This window comes from Serratia sp. (in: enterobacteria), from assembly GCF_051654945.1.
GTDB lineage: Bacteria > Pseudomonadota > Gammaproteobacteria > Enterobacterales > Enterobacteriaceae > Chania.
On sequence record NZ_JBOFZA010000072.1, the window covers coordinates 75,329 to 90,499 of the forward strand.

General features: G+C 54.7%; 14 protein-coding genes. 8 read left to right on the plus strand and 6 right to left on the minus strand.

The genetic code is table 11. The features are described 5' to 3' along the window. Positions 1-7 precede the first annotated feature (7 nt). The 3 genes from ACRDCA_RS10790 to tus all read left to right on the plus strand — a co-directional run bounded on the left by ACRDCA_RS10790 (position 8) and on the right by tus (position 2,621). On the plus strand, positions 8-448 hold the full coding sequence (locus tag ACRDCA_RS10790) for a hypothetical protein (protein WP_438689507.1): 441 nt from the start codon (positions 8-10) through the stop codon (positions 446-448). Further along, entirely contained in the window at positions 436-1,503 is a 1,068-nt protein-coding gene (locus ACRDCA_RS10795) for a metal-dependent hydrolase (RefSeq protein ID WP_438689508.1), read from the plus strand. Before ACRDCA_RS10790 ends, ACRDCA_RS10795 begins: the two co-directional genes overlap by 13 nt. A 182-nt stretch (positions 1,504-1,685) precedes the next feature. Further along, positions 1,686-2,621 carry a DNA replication terminus site-binding protein gene (gene tus / locus ACRDCA_RS10800; RefSeq protein ID WP_438690137.1) on the plus strand — a complete coding sequence of 312 codons (936 nt, stop codon included), beginning with the start codon at positions 1,686-1,688 and terminating at the stop codon, positions 2,619-2,621. A gap of 43 nt (positions 2,622-2,664) precedes the next feature. On the opposite strand, the gene ACRDCA_RS10805 is transcribed toward tus, so the two are convergent. The 3 genes from ACRDCA_RS10805 to fumC all read right to left on the minus strand — a co-directional run bounded on the left by ACRDCA_RS10805 (position 2,665) and on the right by fumC (position 5,324). Further along, positions 2,665-3,042 (minus strand): VOC family protein, encoded by a 378-nt coding sequence (locus ACRDCA_RS10805; protein WP_438689509.1) that lies wholly within the window; start codon positions 3,040-3,042, stop codon positions 2,665-2,667. An 81-nt stretch (positions 3,043-3,123) separates the two neighbouring features. After that, positions 3,124-3,813, minus strand: a complete 690-nt coding sequence (locus ACRDCA_RS10810; RefSeq protein ID WP_438689510.1) for a helix-turn-helix transcriptional regulator — start codon at positions 3,811-3,813, stop codon at positions 3,124-3,126. Between the two features lie 113 nt (positions 3,814-3,926). Continuing rightward, positions 3,927-5,324, minus strand: coding sequence for a class II fumarate hydratase (gene fumC, locus ACRDCA_RS10815; protein ID WP_438689511.1), 1,398 nt, complete (start codon positions 5,322-5,324; stop codon positions 3,927-3,929). Between the two features lie 204 nt (positions 5,325-5,528). On the opposite strand from fumC, the gene manA reads away from it, so the two are divergent. The 3 genes from manA (at position 5,529) to ACRDCA_RS10830 (ending at position 10,056) form a co-directional block, all read left to right on the plus strand. Then, positions 5,529-6,707: a mannose-6-phosphate isomerase gene (gene manA, locus ACRDCA_RS10820; protein ID WP_438689512.1), complete on the plus strand. Its 1,179-nt coding sequence runs from the start codon at positions 5,529-5,531 to the stop codon at positions 6,705-6,707. Between the two features lie 132 nt (positions 6,708-6,839). Beyond that, the gene (locus ACRDCA_RS10825; RefSeq protein ID WP_438689513.1) at positions 6,840-8,402 is read left to right on the plus strand and encodes a YdgA family protein; all 1,563 of its coding nucleotides are present in this window, start codon (positions 6,840-6,842) and stop codon (positions 8,400-8,402) included. Positions 8,403-8,589: 187 nt separating this feature from the next. Beyond that, positions 8,590-10,056 carry a YdgA family protein gene (locus ACRDCA_RS10830; protein ID WP_438689514.1) on the plus strand — a complete coding sequence of 489 codons (1,467 nt, stop codon included), beginning with the start codon at positions 8,590-8,592 and terminating at the stop codon, positions 10,054-10,056. Positions 10,057-10,092: 36 nt separating this feature from the next. Here ACRDCA_RS10830 and ACRDCA_RS10835 read toward each other — a convergent pair whose 3' ends face one another. Continuing rightward, complete coding sequence (locus ACRDCA_RS10835; protein WP_438689515.1) at positions 10,093-11,001, minus strand: LysR family transcriptional regulator; 909 nt, start codon at positions 10,999-11,001, stop codon at positions 10,093-10,095. Between the two features lie 129 nt (positions 11,002-11,130). Between ACRDCA_RS10835 and ACRDCA_RS10840 the strand changes: the two genes are divergently transcribed. Next, a complete protein-coding gene (locus ACRDCA_RS10840; protein WP_438689516.1) occupies positions 11,131-11,871 on the plus strand; it encodes an SDR family NAD(P)-dependent oxidoreductase in 741 nt (246 codons plus the stop codon). Between the two features lie 38 nt (positions 11,872-11,909). Here the strand turns inward: ACRDCA_RS10840 and ACRDCA_RS10845 are convergent, their stop codons facing one another. Then, a complete protein-coding gene (locus tag ACRDCA_RS10845) occupies positions 11,910-13,052 on the minus strand; it encodes a serine hydrolase domain-containing protein (protein WP_438689517.1) in 1,143 nt (380 codons plus the stop codon). A gap of 100 nt (positions 13,053-13,152) precedes the next feature. On the opposite strand from ACRDCA_RS10845, the gene ACRDCA_RS10850 reads away from it, so the two are divergent. After that, positions 13,153-14,070 (plus strand): LysR family transcriptional regulator, encoded by a 918-nt coding sequence (locus tag ACRDCA_RS10850; RefSeq protein WP_438689518.1) that lies wholly within the window; start codon positions 13,153-13,155, stop codon positions 14,068-14,070. On the opposite strand, the gene ACRDCA_RS10855 is transcribed toward ACRDCA_RS10850, so the two are convergent. Further along, positions 14,051-15,082, minus strand: a complete 1,032-nt coding sequence (locus ACRDCA_RS10855; protein WP_438690138.1) for a Mal regulon transcriptional regulator MalI — start codon at positions 15,080-15,082, stop codon at positions 14,051-14,053. The genes ACRDCA_RS10850 and ACRDCA_RS10855 overlap by 20 nt on opposite strands. Positions 15,083-15,171: the final 89 nt, after the last annotated feature.

Sequence of the window (15,171 nt, forward strand, 5' to 3'; positions counted from 1 at the left end):
TAGTACTGTGATCGCCCTCGATGGAACACTCAAAGGTTTTGCTAACATCTCGCTAGAGCTGGCAGGAAAACCTTTACCATCCCGAGAACGCTCTGAGCAGATTGCAACAGAATTCCTGCGCAGGGCTGCGCCCGATTTGCTGGTCAACATGAAGGTGGCTTCTGTCGCTCCCCACAGTGAACCGGTGCGTATTACTCACGCTGGCCGTAGTGAGACAGTTCAGATCACCGGTGTAAAACTCAAGGCACGTAATCTTGCTGATGGGAGTTGGTTCTGGGTCATAGTCGGCAGCGATGAGAAACCCATGTTGTTCGAGCGAGATTTGCAATGGGCAACCCCACTTGCTCGCCGTAAATCGGAACAATGGCTGCATGACCGGTGGATAAAAGTACAGCTTGCCCAACAGGGCGATAAAACAGACCGTTGGAAACTACCATGGACTCATTAACACAAATTGTTCTTGGCAGCAGTGTTGCTGCACTTGTCGCCCCTCCACGCCATCGGCGCATGGCGATACTGGCTGGCGGTATACTCGGGACTTTGCCCGATCTGGACGTGGTTTGGTTTAAATTGTTCAGCCGTGATGTTGTTACAGAAGTGACCTGGCATCGGGGGCCATCACATTCACTTTTGCTGTTAACGGTGTTGGGATTATTGCTCTGGTTAGTGCTTAAATCCCGCAGCAGCCTAGTGCAAAGATCCCCGCTGCGGTGGCTATTGGCGATCTGGCTTGCCTTGATAACGCATCCTCTGCTGGACGCTTTTACCGTCTACGGTACCCAGTTGTTCTGGCCCATGAAGACCCCGCCAGTGATGTGGGCGACAATCTTCATCATTGATCCATTGTATACCGTCCCCTTGTTGACAGGGGTTATTGCTGCCTGGCGGCTAACCTCCCAATCCTCGCAGCAAACGAATGAGCCAGGCCGAGACAGGGCAGCACACAACTGGCTGGTAGCGGGCTTGCTGGTGAGCTCGGTTTACCTGGCGTGGAGTGTCGGCGCCAAAGCACTGATCGACAGAGCGGCATCGCAAAGCCTGGCGGTCCTGAACTTACAGAACGCACCACGTTTTTCAACCCCCCTGCCGTTCAACACCCTGGCATGGCGAGTGATCGTGATGGAACCTAAAGGTTACTGGATCGGCGACCGGTCCCTTGTTGCAGATCGAGAGGCAATGTCATTTACTTTTTACCCAAGCGACAACGCTATACTGGAGCAGTTGACATCCGCGCCCCAGTTGGAACGTCTGCGGTGGTTCACACATGGATTCTTCGCTGCCCACACGCAGCAAAGAAACGATGGTGAGCTTCGCCTTATCCTTGCCGATCTACGCATGGGATTAGAACCCGACTACCTTTTCCGTTATGACATTGCTGGCACAAATGAACATGGCGTTTGGTCCGTCACCCCCGAAATTACCCAATTAGCCACATTTGCTAATTTCTCCAACACGCTAAGCTGGGTGTGGAGGCGCATTTTTGACAGTAAAGCAATACCGTGATTAGGGCGCATCGATGGAGCACTAATCATGCTTGATTAGTTTCGTGCTCTTCGCCTCCGCATGCAGGCAGGATTAAGCAGGGGATATTTTCCGCTCCTAAGCGGCCCCTACACTTAGGCCGAAGTTGCCACCTTGGTGATGTTGCCCTACAATGTATGTTGTAACTAAAATGCGAGATAATGATGGATAAGTACAACCTGATCGGCAGAATGAATGCGCGTTTTAGCGAGTTGGAACAGGCTCTGGCCCTGCTCCACCAGCAAATTCTGCCACTACGATTACTGGCCGCGCGGGTGTTCAGCCTGCCGGAAATCGAGAAAGGCCAGGAACATGCCGCTATCGAGCAGATCGAAGTGGAACAGCACGTAGGCCAGGCCGCGCGCGATCTGGCTCTGGAGCACTATCAGCGGCTGTTTATCCACCATAACCGCCAGCACATCAGCAGTAAGGCAGCGGTGAGGTTGCCCGGTGTCATCTGCCTTGAGACTGAGCGGGCCGATTACCTGGCGTTACAGCAGCAGATCGCCCTAATCAACCGGCTGAAAGCCGAGTTGGAACAGATCATCACCGTCGAGTCCGGCCTGGCCCCCGAGCAACGCTTTGAATTTGTGCATACCCACCTGCACGGTTTGATCACCCTCAGCGCCTACCGTTCCATCACCCTGCTGACTAACCCCGACTCCGTCCGCTTTGGCTGGGCTAACAAGCACATCATCAAGAAGGTGAAGCGAGACGATATCCTGGCACAGTTGGAGAAAAGCCTGAAAGCCGGGCGCGCCGTTCCGCCCTTCAACCGCGAGCAATGGGCCCAACTGGTGAGCCGTGAAATTGACGACGTCAGCAGGCTACCGCAGAACGCGATGCTGAAAATCAAACGGCCGGTGAAGGTACAACCCATCGCGCGCGTCTGGTATCAACCGCAGCAAAAACAGGTACAACACCCCTGCCCGCTGCCGCTGATTGCCCTCTGCCAACCAGAGATGGGCGCACAGGTACCCAAAATCGGTGAGTTGCTCAATTACGACGTGACGGCGGTGAAACACAAATACAAGCCGCAGGCCAAGCCCTTACGTTTGCTGGTGCAACGCCTGCATTTGTATACCGATATTGAGGGATGACTACCGGGCGCAGCATGCAGCGCCCAGCGAGCAATAAAAGGAATTATTGGTCGTTAAGTTTATAAACGCGCAGCCGGTGACCATCGAGATCCTGCGCCACAAAGGTGTAGCCAAAGTCCAGCTCGACCGGAGTTTGTATGATGGTTAACCCTTGTTCCTGCCAGCGCTGATAGAGCGCATCAACCTGTTGCGGTTGTTCGCACATAAAGCAGATCTCAGTACCGCCCCCGGTCGCCGTCGCCGCTGGCTCAACGGTATGTTTTGACCACATGCCCAGCTTGAAACCGTTGTTCAAGACAAACAAGGCGAAGGTAGGAGACCGTTCGACAGGTTCGGCCCCCAGCAGTTGGCGATAAAATTCTGCGCTGTTTTCCGGGCTATCGACATAAATCATGGTCATGCTTGGGGTTGGGTTGCTCATAACGTTTTCCTTGTGATAAAAGCCGGTTGGCTCTGATAACGTTACTTTAATTCGTCCTACTGACAGTTTCTGGCAGTAGGATCATCGGGGCGAAATATTCTCGCTTTCCCGCCATTGCTTCATCAATGCCCGGCGGCCAGCAGGATAACGCTGCGGCAATGGCGTTAACCGGCCAATACGGTCAAGACGGAAATGGCGGATTGCGCCACGCAATTCACACCAGGCCATCAGGATCTGTACCTGCTCGAAATAGCCCATGGCAAACGGCCACAAAATACGCTCGCTGCCGTTACCGGCATAATCCCGATACTCCACCGTGATCTTACGCTCAAGGCGGATGGCCTCACGGATCGTTACCAGAATGTCATCATCGACATAGGCGGTCGGTACCGGTCCGATCAGCAAGGTATTGGCATCCAGCTCTTCCCGTAGCTCCGCAGGCAATACGGCAGCAATCTTTGCCAACGCATTGGTTGCCGCACCGGCAAGTTGGCTATCACCCCGGCGTTCCACCCAGCGCATCCCCAACACCAGCGCTTCGATCTCCTGCTGCGAGAACATCAGCGGCGGCAGCATAAATCCCGGCCGCAATACATAACCGATACCCACTTCACCAACAATATCCGCCCCCTGCTGCTGCAAGGTCGCTATATCGCGGTACAGGGTACGCATACTGATCCCTAACTCTTCGGCCAGGGAATGCCCGGCGACCGGGTAGCGATGGCGGCGCAGGATCTGCATCAGATCGAGCAGACGTTGAGTACGGGACATAGGGGTTACTCGTCGGTAAAAACATATGCAGGATTATACACATATCACTGGATTTGTAGGGGCCGACCTGAGCTGCCAAACAGGCGCAGCGCCCTACAGGGTGAGTTGCCGGTCTATTTCTTCATGCTGCCGACCATCTCCTCTGGCCGTACCCATTCGTCAAACTGCTGTTCGGTCAGATAGCCCAACTTCAGCGCCGAGGCTTTCAGGGTCAGCCCTTCCTTATGCGCCTGCTTGGCGATTTCCGCCGCCTTGTCATAGCCGATATGGGTATTTAATGCAGTAACCAGCATCAGCGACTCGTTAAGTAACTGGCTAATGCGATCGCGATTCGGTTCAATCCCCACCGCGCAGTGTTCATTGAAACCGCTCATGCCATCCGCCAGCAAGCGGATAGATTGCAGATAGTTATGGATCACCATCGGGCGGAACACGTTCAGCTCAAAGTTACCGGAAGCTCCGCCAATGTTCACCGCTACGTCGTTGCCCATCACCTGCGCACAGAGCATGATCATGGCTTCGCACTGGGTAGGATTGACCTTCCCCGGCATGATCGAGCTGCCTGGCTCATTTTCAGGGATCGCGATCTCCCCAATGCCGCAGCGTGGGCCAGAGGCCAGCCAGCGCACATCGTTGGCAATCTTCATCAACGAAGCGGCCAATCCCTTCAACGCCCCGTGGCTATGCACCAGTGCATCGCAGGTCGCCAAGGCTTCAAATTTGTTCGGGGCAGTCACGAACGGCTGCCCGGTAAGCTCTGCCAACGCCTTCGCCACGCGGACGGCATATTCGGGATGCGTGTTCAGCCCGGTCCCCACCGCCGTGCCGCCTAAGGCCAGCTCACTGAGATGCGGTATGCTGGCCTCAATATGTTTGAGGTTGTATGCCAGCATTGCCGCCCAGCCGGAGATTTCCTGGCCCAGCGTCAACGGCGTAGCATCCTGCAGATGGGTACGGCCGATTTTGACGATATCGTGAAAGGCTTCTGCCTTGGCATGCAGCGTCTGGTGCAGTGCCTTAAGCTCAGGGATCAGATGCTCACGCACCGCGATCACGGCGGCAACGTGCATTGCTGTCGGGAAAACGTCGTTGGAACTCTGGCTTTTGTTGACGTCATCGTTGGGATGTACCCGCCGCGCTTCACCGCGTTCGCCCCCCAGCAGTTCGCTGGCACGGTTGGCCAGCACTTCGTTCATGTTCATATTGGTCTGGGTACCGGAGCCGGTTTGCCAGATCGACAGCGGGAATTCATCAGGATGCCGATCGGCCAGCACTTCATCGGCAGCCTGGATAATGGCTTTACCCCGCTCGGCGGACAGCAATCCCAAATCCATATTGACGCTGGCTGCTGCACGCTTGGTCATCGCCAGCGCATGGATCAGCGCCGGGGGCATTTTTTCTGACGAGATACGGAAATGTTCCAGCGAACGCTGAGTTTGCGCGCCCCATAGCTGGTCGGCGGGTACTTCGATGGGGCCCATTGAGTCTTTTTCAATCCGAACGCCTGCCATCACGGTCTCCTTAGCACAATTCCTAAAAGTAGTGAGTATTGCCAACGGGCCACAACCCGTTGGCGAGCCACCTCAGTATAGCTAGATAATAACTATTCGCATTAACGTCTGGGACAAAGAGCATTTTTAGACATCTTGGCTTGCATGCGCCTGCGCCGCATTGTTTACTTAGCGCAATTTTCTTGAGATAGCAGGGATACAATCATGCAAAAAATGACTAATGCCATCCAAAACTACGCCTGGGGCAGCGCGGATGCGTTAACCAAGCTGTATGGCATTGCCAATACGGCAGGCAAACCAATGGCCGAACTGTGGATGGGTGCCCACCCGAAAAGCAGCTCACAGGTGGCCGATCAGGCGGGGAACCTGCGTTCTCTGCGTGAGGTGATTGATGCCGACCAGCCAAAACAGCTGGGTGCCGCAGTGGCACAACGCTTTGGTGAACTGCCATTCCTGTTCAAAGTGCTGTGTGCTGACCAGCCGCTCTCCATCCAGGTCCACCCGAGCAAGGCCGCCGCAGAGGTGGGTTTTGCCAAAGAGAATGCCGCCGGTATTCCGTTTGACGCCGCAGAACGCAACTATAAGGATCCGAACCACAAGCCAGAGCTGGTATTTGCCCTGACGCCATTCCTGGCGATGAATGGCTTTCGCGAGCTGGACGATATCGTTGCGCTGTTACAGCCGCTTTCCGGCGCACATCACGATATTGCCGCCTTCCTGCAACAGCCGGATACCGCCCACCTGGCGACCCTGTTTGCCAGCCTGCTGGGAATGAGCGGAGAGCAAAAAACGTTGGCGCTGGGCGTGCTGAAAGCCGCATTAAACAACCAGCAAGGTGAGCCTTGGGATACCATTCGCTTTATCGCCCGTTTTTATGCGGACGACAGCGGCCTGTTCTCGCCACTGCTGTTGAACGTGGTCAAGCTGGCACCGGGTGAAGCCATGTTCCTGTATGCCGAGACCCCACATGCCTACCTGAACGGCGTTGCGCTGGAAGTGATGGCCAACTCGGATAACGTGCTGCGCGCCGGCCTGACCCCAAAATTCATCGATATTCCTGAACTGCTGGCCAACCTGCAGTTCCGTCCACAACCGGCGTCTGGCCTGCTGACTCAGCCAGAGCAACGTGGCAAAGAGCTGTTCTTCCCTATCCCAGTGGAAGACTTTGCCTTCTCATTGCACGATCTGGATGCCTCACCTCAACCGCTGGCGCAAAACAGTGCCGCGATCGTGTTCTGTGTCGAAGGTGAAGCCACACTGGAGAAACAGGGCCAGCAGGTGGTTCTGCAACCGGGCGAATCCTGCTTTATCGCCGCCTTTGAATCCCCGGTTAACGTTGTGGGTAGCGGCCGTATTGCCCGGGTTTATAATCAGTTGTCTTAATTAGTGGTAAAATCGAGGCAAATGAGTTGCTAAGATGATTAGTTTACCTACACAATAAAACGCCTACGGGCGTTTTTTTGCAGCCCTACATTGCCCTGCCCTCTACCGGCTTAAGAAAGGAAGAACAGAACTATGAAAAAATCGTTAGTCGCTGTCAGCGTCATTGTAGTGCTCGGCGCAGCATGGACTGGAGCCTCTTGGTACACCGGCAAGCTGATCGAGCAACGGATGGGGGAAATGGTAGACACTGCCAATAGCCAGTTAAAAGCCGTGCTACCGAAAGCCGGGGTAAAACTTAGCTACGAAAATTATCAGCGCGGGTTGTTCAGCAGCCAGATCCGTTATGTACTGCGTGCCGACGGTAGCATCACCACTGATGATGCCCTGCTGAAATCCGGTGACGAAGTGGCCTTCATTGAAACTGTCGATCACGGCCCGTTCCCGCTGGCCCAGTTGAAAAAATTCAACCTGATACCCAGCATGGCCTCAGTGCATACCGAGCTGGAAAACACGCCGAAAGTCAAAACGCTGTTTGAAATCACCAAAGGGAAATCATTGTTTAGCGCCGATTCGCGCATCGCCTATAGCGGTGATATCGCCACGTCTATCGATGTTATCCCGGTGGAATACCAGAAAGATAAATCCTCACTGAAATTCAGCGGCGCGAAAATTGACGCGGATATCGGTAAAGATATGCAGACCGCCGTTCTTGATGCCAGCAGTGACAGCATCGTGATCGCGGGCCCAAATGAGTCCGGCCAGAACGAACAGATGACGATGCAGGGGCTGACGCTGAAAAGCAACACCCATCAGGGCCAATACAATCTAAGCCTGGGCGACCAGGCGCTGGGCCTGAAGCAACTGACCGTAGCCGTTGACGGCAAAGACGCCGTGACGATGGAAGGCTTCAACCTGGCCAGCCAGTTCGGCGAGAAAGGCAACAGCCTGGCGGGTCAGTTGGATTACACCATGTCGGCGCTGAAAGTTCAGGGCACCGATTTTGGCGCAGGCAGACTGCTGTTGAAAGTCGACAATCTGGATGGTAAAGGCCTGAAAGAGTTTGCCGATCGTTACAATCAGCAGGCGATGAAATTGCTGCAACAGGCAGAAACCCTGTCGCCAGAAGCTTACCAGCAGCAAACCGCAGAAATGCTGGTACAGAACCTGCCGCTGCTGCTGAAAGGCAACCCGACTATCAGCATCGCACCGCTGAGCTGGAAAAATACCAAGGGTGAAAGCACCTTTACCCTGAACCTCGATCTGCTGGATCCGGCTCAGGCTGGCGCGGCGGCCGAATCACCGGATCAACAGCTTGCCCGCTCGGTGAAGAAAATCGACGCCCAGCTGACTATTCCTGTAGCTATGGCGCAAGAAACCATGGCTCAGGCGGCGCAGCTGCAAGGGACCAGCGCAGCAGAAGCACAGCAGGCAGCCGAGCAGCAGGTGAAAAGCCTGGCGGCCATGGGCGAGATGTTCAAGATCACCAAGTTGCAAAATAACGTGATTGGCAGCAGCTTCAAGTATGCCGATAATCAGATTGAGCTGAATGGCGAGAAAATGTCGCTGCAACAGTTCGTTGGCCTGTTCGGTATGCTGGGAGGCGGTTCCGCACCAGATGAAGAGAGTGCCCCGGCAACCGATCCGCAGGATGCGGCTCCGGATGCAGCACCAGAGCCTATGATCCAAGGGCAGTAAGACGACCCGGGGCTTGGCGATATGCCAGGCCCCTATTGTCGGTAAATTGATTAGCCTCATATTTTTCTTAAACTCTCGCCGATATCGCGCAAATCCATTGCCAAGCCACCCCACCTGCCACCACAATCATCCCCAATCTTGACCGTATTGCCGGCCTTCTCTCGCTGTAGAAAGGAATCAACAACGCATGAAAAAGTCATTAGTCGCTGTCAGCCTCATTGCCGTCATTGGCGCTGCATGGAGTGGCGCATCCTGGTATACCGGCAAGCTGATCGAGCAGCAGATGGCAACGGTGGTCGCCAACGCCAACCAATGGTTGAAAGAATACCTGCCCGATACCGGAGTAAAACTCAGCGTTGAAAATTACCGGCGCGGCATTTTTAGCAGCCAACTGCGCTATGTACTCCATAATGAAGCTCTTGGCATGCAGGCCACCGGTGACAAAGTGACATCGTTGATCACCATCGATCACGGCCCTTTCCCGCTGAGCCAGTTAACCCATTTCAATCTGCTGCCGGCGATGGCCACGGTGCACGCCGAACTGGAAAATACGCCGGTTATCAATACGCTGTTTGAACTCGCCAAAGGCAAGTCCCCCATCACTTCCGATACGCGTATTGCTTACAGCGGAGATATTTCGTCGGTTGTCGATATGCTCCCGCTGGATCACCAGCAAGGCGAATACCGGCTGACCTTCAGCGGAGCCAAGCTGACACTCGGCATCAGCCACGATATGAAAGATGTCAGGTTGGACTTCAACGCTGACGGTCTGGATTTCGCTGATAAAACCCACAGCAGATTCGTGTTACGTGGCCTGGCATGGAACAGTGACACCAGGAAAAATCCCTTCGATTTCAGGCTGGGCACTCAGTCTTTGGCAGTGAAACAGTTGCAAGTATTAACACCGCAGACAGGCGCGGTTGAACTGGAAGGTATTACGATATCCAGCCAGACCGATGGTAAAGATAACTACCTGAATGGTCAGGCCGATTACCGCATCAACGCGCTAAAAATCAAGGGACACGATCTTGGCTCGGGGCAATTACGGATAAACGTTAACAATGTCGACGCCACGGTGTTGAAGACGTTTATCGATTTCTACAATCGCGAAAGTATCAATCTATTACAACAGTATGAAGGCACTCGGCAGCAGTTGGCCAAGCTGGTGGAACAAAATACGCCGCTGTTGCTGAAAGGCTATCCAACCCTCAGCATTGCGCCGTTCAGTTGGAAAAATAGCCAGGGCGAAGCCAGCTTCTCCTTTAATCTTGATCTGCAAGAAGCGCTGCAGACAGGTACTGCCGCGTCACCGGAGCAGCAACTGACGCAGGCCATCAAAAGGTTGGTAGCGCATCTGACGATCCCGGAAGCCATGGCAACGGAAGCTTCGGCTCAGTTGGCGCAACTACAAGGAGCCAGCGTGCAACAGGCACAAGCGATGGCACCACAGCAGGTGCAAGGCCTGGTCGCCATGGCGCAGCAGTTTAACCTGCTCACGCAGAAAGACGCGGTGATCGGCAGCAGCCTGCGCTATGCCGATAATCAGGTGGAACTCAATGGCAACAAAATGTCGTTGCAGGCGTTTATCAGTCGCTTTGCCGGGGGCGCTCCGGTAATCGAGACCGCGCCAGAGCAACCGGCTCAGTGTCATTAGGCGGGTATTGTTATTGAAGCGGGCGCATGTAAGCCCCTACGCAGTAAGTCCCACCAGAAACTGTATCAATGCCTTAAGCCGGGAGGGTTGATAGCGTGAATAAGGCGTCAGCATATAAAACGGGCGCGTGACGCCATCATAGCCGGTCAGTACCTCAATGAGTTTGCCCTCTGCCAACTCCTTTTCTACGGTAAAACGGTAAACCTGCATCAATCCGCCCCCGGCTTTAGCCAGCGTCAAGGTCGAGAGAAAATCATCGCGACACACCACGCCGCCTTGAATATCCAAATGTACCGCTTGGCCGAACAGCATAAATTCCCAAGGAATCAATCGCCCGGATCCCGGCAGCTCAAACTGAATGCACTCATGGTGCTTTAACGCCTCCGGCGTCGTTGGTGTGCCGTACTGCGCAAGATAATCCGGTGCGGCGACCACGCATAAGGCGGCATCTTCCAGTTTGCGGGCAACCAGACCCGAGTCCGGTAAATGATTGCCGCGAATGGCCAGATCGTAGCCTTGAGCGGTCAGATCGACATTATGATTACTGACATGGATATCCAGAGTCACCTCCGGATAAAGGCGGCGGAATGCGGGCAACTGTGGCAATAGGCGGTAATGGGCGTAGGGGGTCGGAACGCTGATCCTTAATAAACCGGAAGGTGTATCCTGCTCTTGTGCCAACTGTTTTTCGGCGTCGTTGAGCTGATTCAATGCCTGCCTGCACCGTAGATAATACTGTTCGCCCTCGGTAGTCAATCGCATGCTACGCGTGGTTCTGAGCAACAATTTTGCCCCCAGACGGGCCTCTAACCGGGCAACCGCACGGCTGACTGCCGCTGGGGTAAGCGCTGCCAGCGTGGCCGCAGCGGTAAAACTGCCGGTTTCCGCCGTAAGGCAAAACAGCTCCAAACTCCCTAGCTGAATTTCGCTGAGCTTCTGGTTCATCAAGGTCAGTTCCATTTATTACATGGTGTAATTATTGAAGTTAATTATTGCATATTTTTCCATGGTCGTTGCAACGGTAAAGTGGCGGTCAATCAACACCACTTACTCATTTCAACGGAGAACAACATCATGAACACAGCAAGAACCGTTATTATCACCGGGGCATCCAGCGGTTTGGGGTTCGCTATTGCCAGCGCATATCTTAAGCGTGGTTATCAAGTTATCGGCAATGCCACGACGCAAGCAAGCCTGGACAGAGCCAGCGAAAAGCTGGGAAATCCTGATGGATTCCATGGCGTCGCCGGTGATATTTCATTATCGGCAACGGCTGAAAAACTGTTCGGCTATGCCGAACAACATGGCTTGCGGGTAGATATTCTGATCGTTAATGCGGGAATATTTATTGCCAAACCGCTGACCGAATATACGCAAGAGGATATTACCCGCATGTTGGATATCAATCTGCGCGGTTTTATCTATCCCGCGCAGGCGGCCGCTAAACATATGATGCATCACGGTGGCGGTCATATCGTCGCGGTCACGGCAGCGATTGGCATGCAGCCTAACGCCAGCCTGCCTGCGCTATTGCCAGTCCTGACCAAAGGCGGTTTGAACCAGGCGGTGAAGGCGTTGGCGATTGAACTGTCCCCGCACAATATCATGGTGAATGCCGTTGCCCCGGGAGTTATCGCCACCCCAATGCACGCGGATAATTTACAGGCGCGTGAAGCGCTACAGTCTATGGCTCCCGTCCAACGGATCGGCGAACCGCAAGACGTTGCCGTCGCGGTATTGTACCTGACCGATGCCTCCTTCGTTACCGGCACAATATTGCCGGTGGATGGCGGTTCAACGGCCGGAGTTTGGTGACCTTAGCCACCCAGGGACCCTGTCTGTGGGTCCCTCCCTCATTCGCCATAGACCGCATCGCGGATCTGTACGGGATATAAACCGCTCATTCCCTCAAAGGCGGTGTTGGTCAGTGCGACCACGCTCAACTGCGCAATCGGATCGTAAAACCAGTTGTGGCCATATACGCCACCCCACTGTAAGGTGCCGTTATTCTGCGGTGTTAACGCCAGTTCCGCATCCACCAGCACCGCGCCACCAAAACCAAATCCCCAGCCTGGCCCCTGAATTTCGGCCTGTGCGCCGACATGAGGCTGCCGCATCAATGCGGCAGTGTGCGGCTGTAAAATCCCTTCACAACCACTACGCAACGTCTCCACCAGACGCAGCACATCGTCAGCGTCCCCAACCATACCTGCGCCAGCCGAGGGATAAGCATGACGATCGAGCGCGCGTGAAGGCGCAAATTCCACCTCAAAACCAAACCCCTCGGGAAGCGTTTGCCGCAAGCCGTCGTACATCACTGCCGGTTGCGGTTCACTATTGTAATAAGCCGTCGCCAGATTATCGGCGTCCGACGTATAAAAACCGGTGTTCCCCAGCCCTAATGGTTGGCCAACCCACTGTGCAAACAGCTGCGGTAACGGCATACCCGCTACCTGTTCCAGCACCGCACCTAATACGTCGATTGCCAGCGAGTAGCCGAAGACGCTTCCCGGCTCTGCCTGCAACGGTGCCTGCGCCAAGCGACGCAGGTTTTGCTCCAGCGTTAACGAGGATTGTTCCATTCCATCCAGGATCCCCAACCGCTGGTAGCTCCCATCTTGCGGCTGATTGAAACGGTAATCCAACCCGGCGGTGTGAGTTAACAAATGACGAATAGCGATCGCGGGCCGCCGTCCATCAGGCAGCGCCGGGGTAAACCACGGCAGCCATTGGCTAACGTTATCGTCCAGACTCAGCAGTTGCTGCTCTATCATGCGCATCGCTGCCAACGTGATGTAGGGTTTGGATACCGATGACAGGCGAAATTGGCTATCACGCCGCATCGGTCGCCGCCGTTCACGATCGGCATAGCCGCTGGCTCCGGCGTAAATCAGCTCTCCCCGTTGAGCCACCAGCACTACGCTACCCACGATCCGCCCTTCGTCGATCGCCTGGTGATTCACTGCCGCTATCCGTTGTGCCAATGCCTGAGCCATAACTGTGATCCTCCTGAGATAATGAGGCCAGTGTAAGGTTTTTATTATTAATTAAAATAGGCTAAAATTTAATACATCATTAAGCTGGAATTATTAATAGATGAGCTCATTACTGCAATTACTCCCCTACTTTGCCGCCGTCGCCAGGCTAGGCAGTTTTACCTTGGCGGCCAATCAGTTGGGCGTGTCACCCCCTGCGGTTTCACAAAATATCCGCGCTCTTGAGGCTCAACTGGGGGTGCGGCTGTTCAACCGCACCAGCCGTTCCGTGCGGCTGAGTGATGAAGGCCGGGCGTTTTATGAGAAAATCGCCCCGGCCATGAACCAGATTGAGGTCGCGGCAGAAAGTGCCAGTAGTCAACGCGGTGAACCAAGCGGGTTATTGCGTATTACCCTGCCGCAGTTGGCTGCTTCGATGTTGGTCATGCCTTATCTGCCAGAGTTCCATGCGCGCTATCCGGAACTAAAGCTGGAGTTGTTTACCGACGATCGTTTTGCCGATCTGGTACTGGATAATTTTGATGCGGGCATCCGCATGCAGCGCATGTTGCAAAAAGATATGGTGGCCATTCCTATCGACCACGGCCAACAGCATGTGGTGGTGGCTTCTCCGGCCTACCTGGCACAACATGGCCAGCCCGAAACGCCGCAGGATTTACCGCAGCATGACTGTATGCACTACCGTTTTCCCGGCAGCGGCAAACTGGAACCCTGGTATTTCAACGACCGCAATGAGCAGTTGGCACTGGAGGTCAATGGCCGGCTGATTTTCAATGAAAACCAGCTACTTAAAGATGCCGCGATTGCCGGTATGGGGCTTTCCCAACGCTTTCGGGCTGCCGTATATCAGGAGTTGCAGCGCGGACAGTTGCAAGAGGTTTTGCAGAATTTCAGCCACGTGGCGCCAGGGTTTTTTATCTATTTTCCGGCGGGCCGCCATATGCCGCTCAAGCTGCGCGCCTTTATCGATTTTATGCGGGAAAAACGTGAGCAGCAGATCAGGCCGATCCTCGCTTGATCAGTTCAGGGGACAAGATCACATTCTGTGGTGCCAGGGAATCGTCACCAATACGTTGCAGCAGCCGTAATGCGGCACTGCGCCCCACTTCACGGGCAGAGCTGGAGATAAAGGTCAGCGGGGGTTCGGTCAGCTCGGCCTCCGGCACATCGCCAAAACCGATCAGCGCCACCTGTTGACCATAGAAACTGTCCATCCCTTCCGAGCCAATACTGCGGCCACTGCGCACAATGCCAAAATAGGCTCCCAACGCTACTGAAGCCTTATGACACACCAACGCGCTGATATTAGGATACTGACGTAGCAGGTTTTCGGCGGCTTCTGCAGCCGCACGTTGATGACAATCGCATTCGACGATCCACTCCGAACGGAATGGCAGCCCATATTGCACCAGGGTGGCGCAGAATCCCCCCAGCCGTTCGGCACGGGTGAGCGAATCGCTTTGCCCACCGAGGTAGGCGATCTGGCTATGGCCGCGTTTGATCAGAAATTCGGTGGCCATTTTCGCCGCCTGCATATTATCGGGCCGCACCACGTCTACGCCTTCCAAGCCATTGGAGCGCGCGGCACAGACCAGCGGCACCCCCTGAGCTTCGGCTTTCTCTTTCAGCCCTTTCGCGGTACGCACTCCCCCCGCCAGCACCATGCCGTCAACGCCATGCTCCAGCAGCATATCAAAGCAGCGCATCAGCCCTTTGCCTTCGCGCCCGCTTTGGGTGAGAAACAGCACTTTGCCATTGGCTTCCAGTACTTCACTGACCCCGGCGGTCATCTCGGCATAAAACGGCTCACAGATATCACGCAGGATCAGCCCCACGACGCCCGACTCGCCACCGCGCAGCGTGGCGGCCTGGCGATTGCGGACATAGCCAAGCTGCTCGATCGCCTGATTCACACGGGTCATGGTGGTGGGAGAAATGCGACCTTTACCGCTCAATACCAGGGAAACGGTAGTGACGGAAACGCCTGCCAACTGTGCGACGTCAGTGATAGTGATCTTTTTGATGGGAATAACCTCTGCAATGCCCTATCAGGGCGGGCTTCACCCTGATAACAAATGGTATACCTAATCTATCAATGCAGTAAAACGATTTACCGCCT

What these genes read in the sequence shown, in the direction of transcription:
- tus (WP_438690137.1), top strand. Translation starts at nt 1,686, where the DNA reads ATGGATAAGTACAACCTGATCGGCAGAATGAATGCGCGTTTTAGCGAG.
- fumC (WP_438689511.1), bottom strand. Translation starts at nt 5,324, where the DNA reads ATGGCAGGCGTTCGGATTGAAAAAGACTCAATGGGCCCCATCGAAGTA.
- ACRDCA_RS10835 (WP_438689515.1), bottom strand. Translation starts at nt 11,001, where the DNA reads ATGAACCAGAAGCTCAGCGAAATTCAGCTAGGGAGTTTGGAGCTGTTT.
- ACRDCA_RS10830 (WP_438689514.1), top strand. Translation starts at nt 8,590, where the DNA reads ATGAAAAAGTCATTAGTCGCTGTCAGCCTCATTGCCGTCATTGGCGCT.
- ACRDCA_RS10825 (WP_438689513.1), top strand. Translation starts at nt 6,840, where the DNA reads ATGAAAAAATCGTTAGTCGCTGTCAGCGTCATTGTAGTGCTCGGCGCA.
- ACRDCA_RS10850 (WP_438689518.1), top strand. Translation starts at nt 13,153, where the DNA reads ATGAGCTCATTACTGCAATTACTCCCCTACTTTGCCGCCGTCGCCAGG.
- manA (WP_438689512.1), top strand. Translation starts at nt 5,529, where the DNA reads ATGCAAAAAATGACTAATGCCATCCAAAACTACGCCTGGGGCAGCGCG.
- ACRDCA_RS10795 (WP_438689508.1), top strand. Translation starts at nt 436, where the DNA reads ATGGACTCATTAACACAAATTGTTCTTGGCAGCAGTGTTGCTGCACTT.
- ACRDCA_RS10810 (WP_438689510.1), bottom strand. Translation starts at nt 3,813, where the DNA reads ATGTCCCGTACTCAACGTCTGCTCGATCTGATGCAGATCCTGCGCCGC.
- ACRDCA_RS10840 (WP_438689516.1), top strand. Translation starts at nt 11,131, where the DNA reads ATGAACACAGCAAGAACCGTTATTATCACCGGGGCATCCAGCGGTTTG.
- ACRDCA_RS10845 (WP_438689517.1), bottom strand. Translation starts at nt 13,052, where the DNA reads ATGGCTCAGGCATTGGCACAACGGATAGCGGCAGTGAATCACCAGGCG.
- ACRDCA_RS10805 (WP_438689509.1), bottom strand. Translation starts at nt 3,042, where the DNA reads ATGAGCAACCCAACCCCAAGCATGACCATGATTTATGTCGATAGCCCG.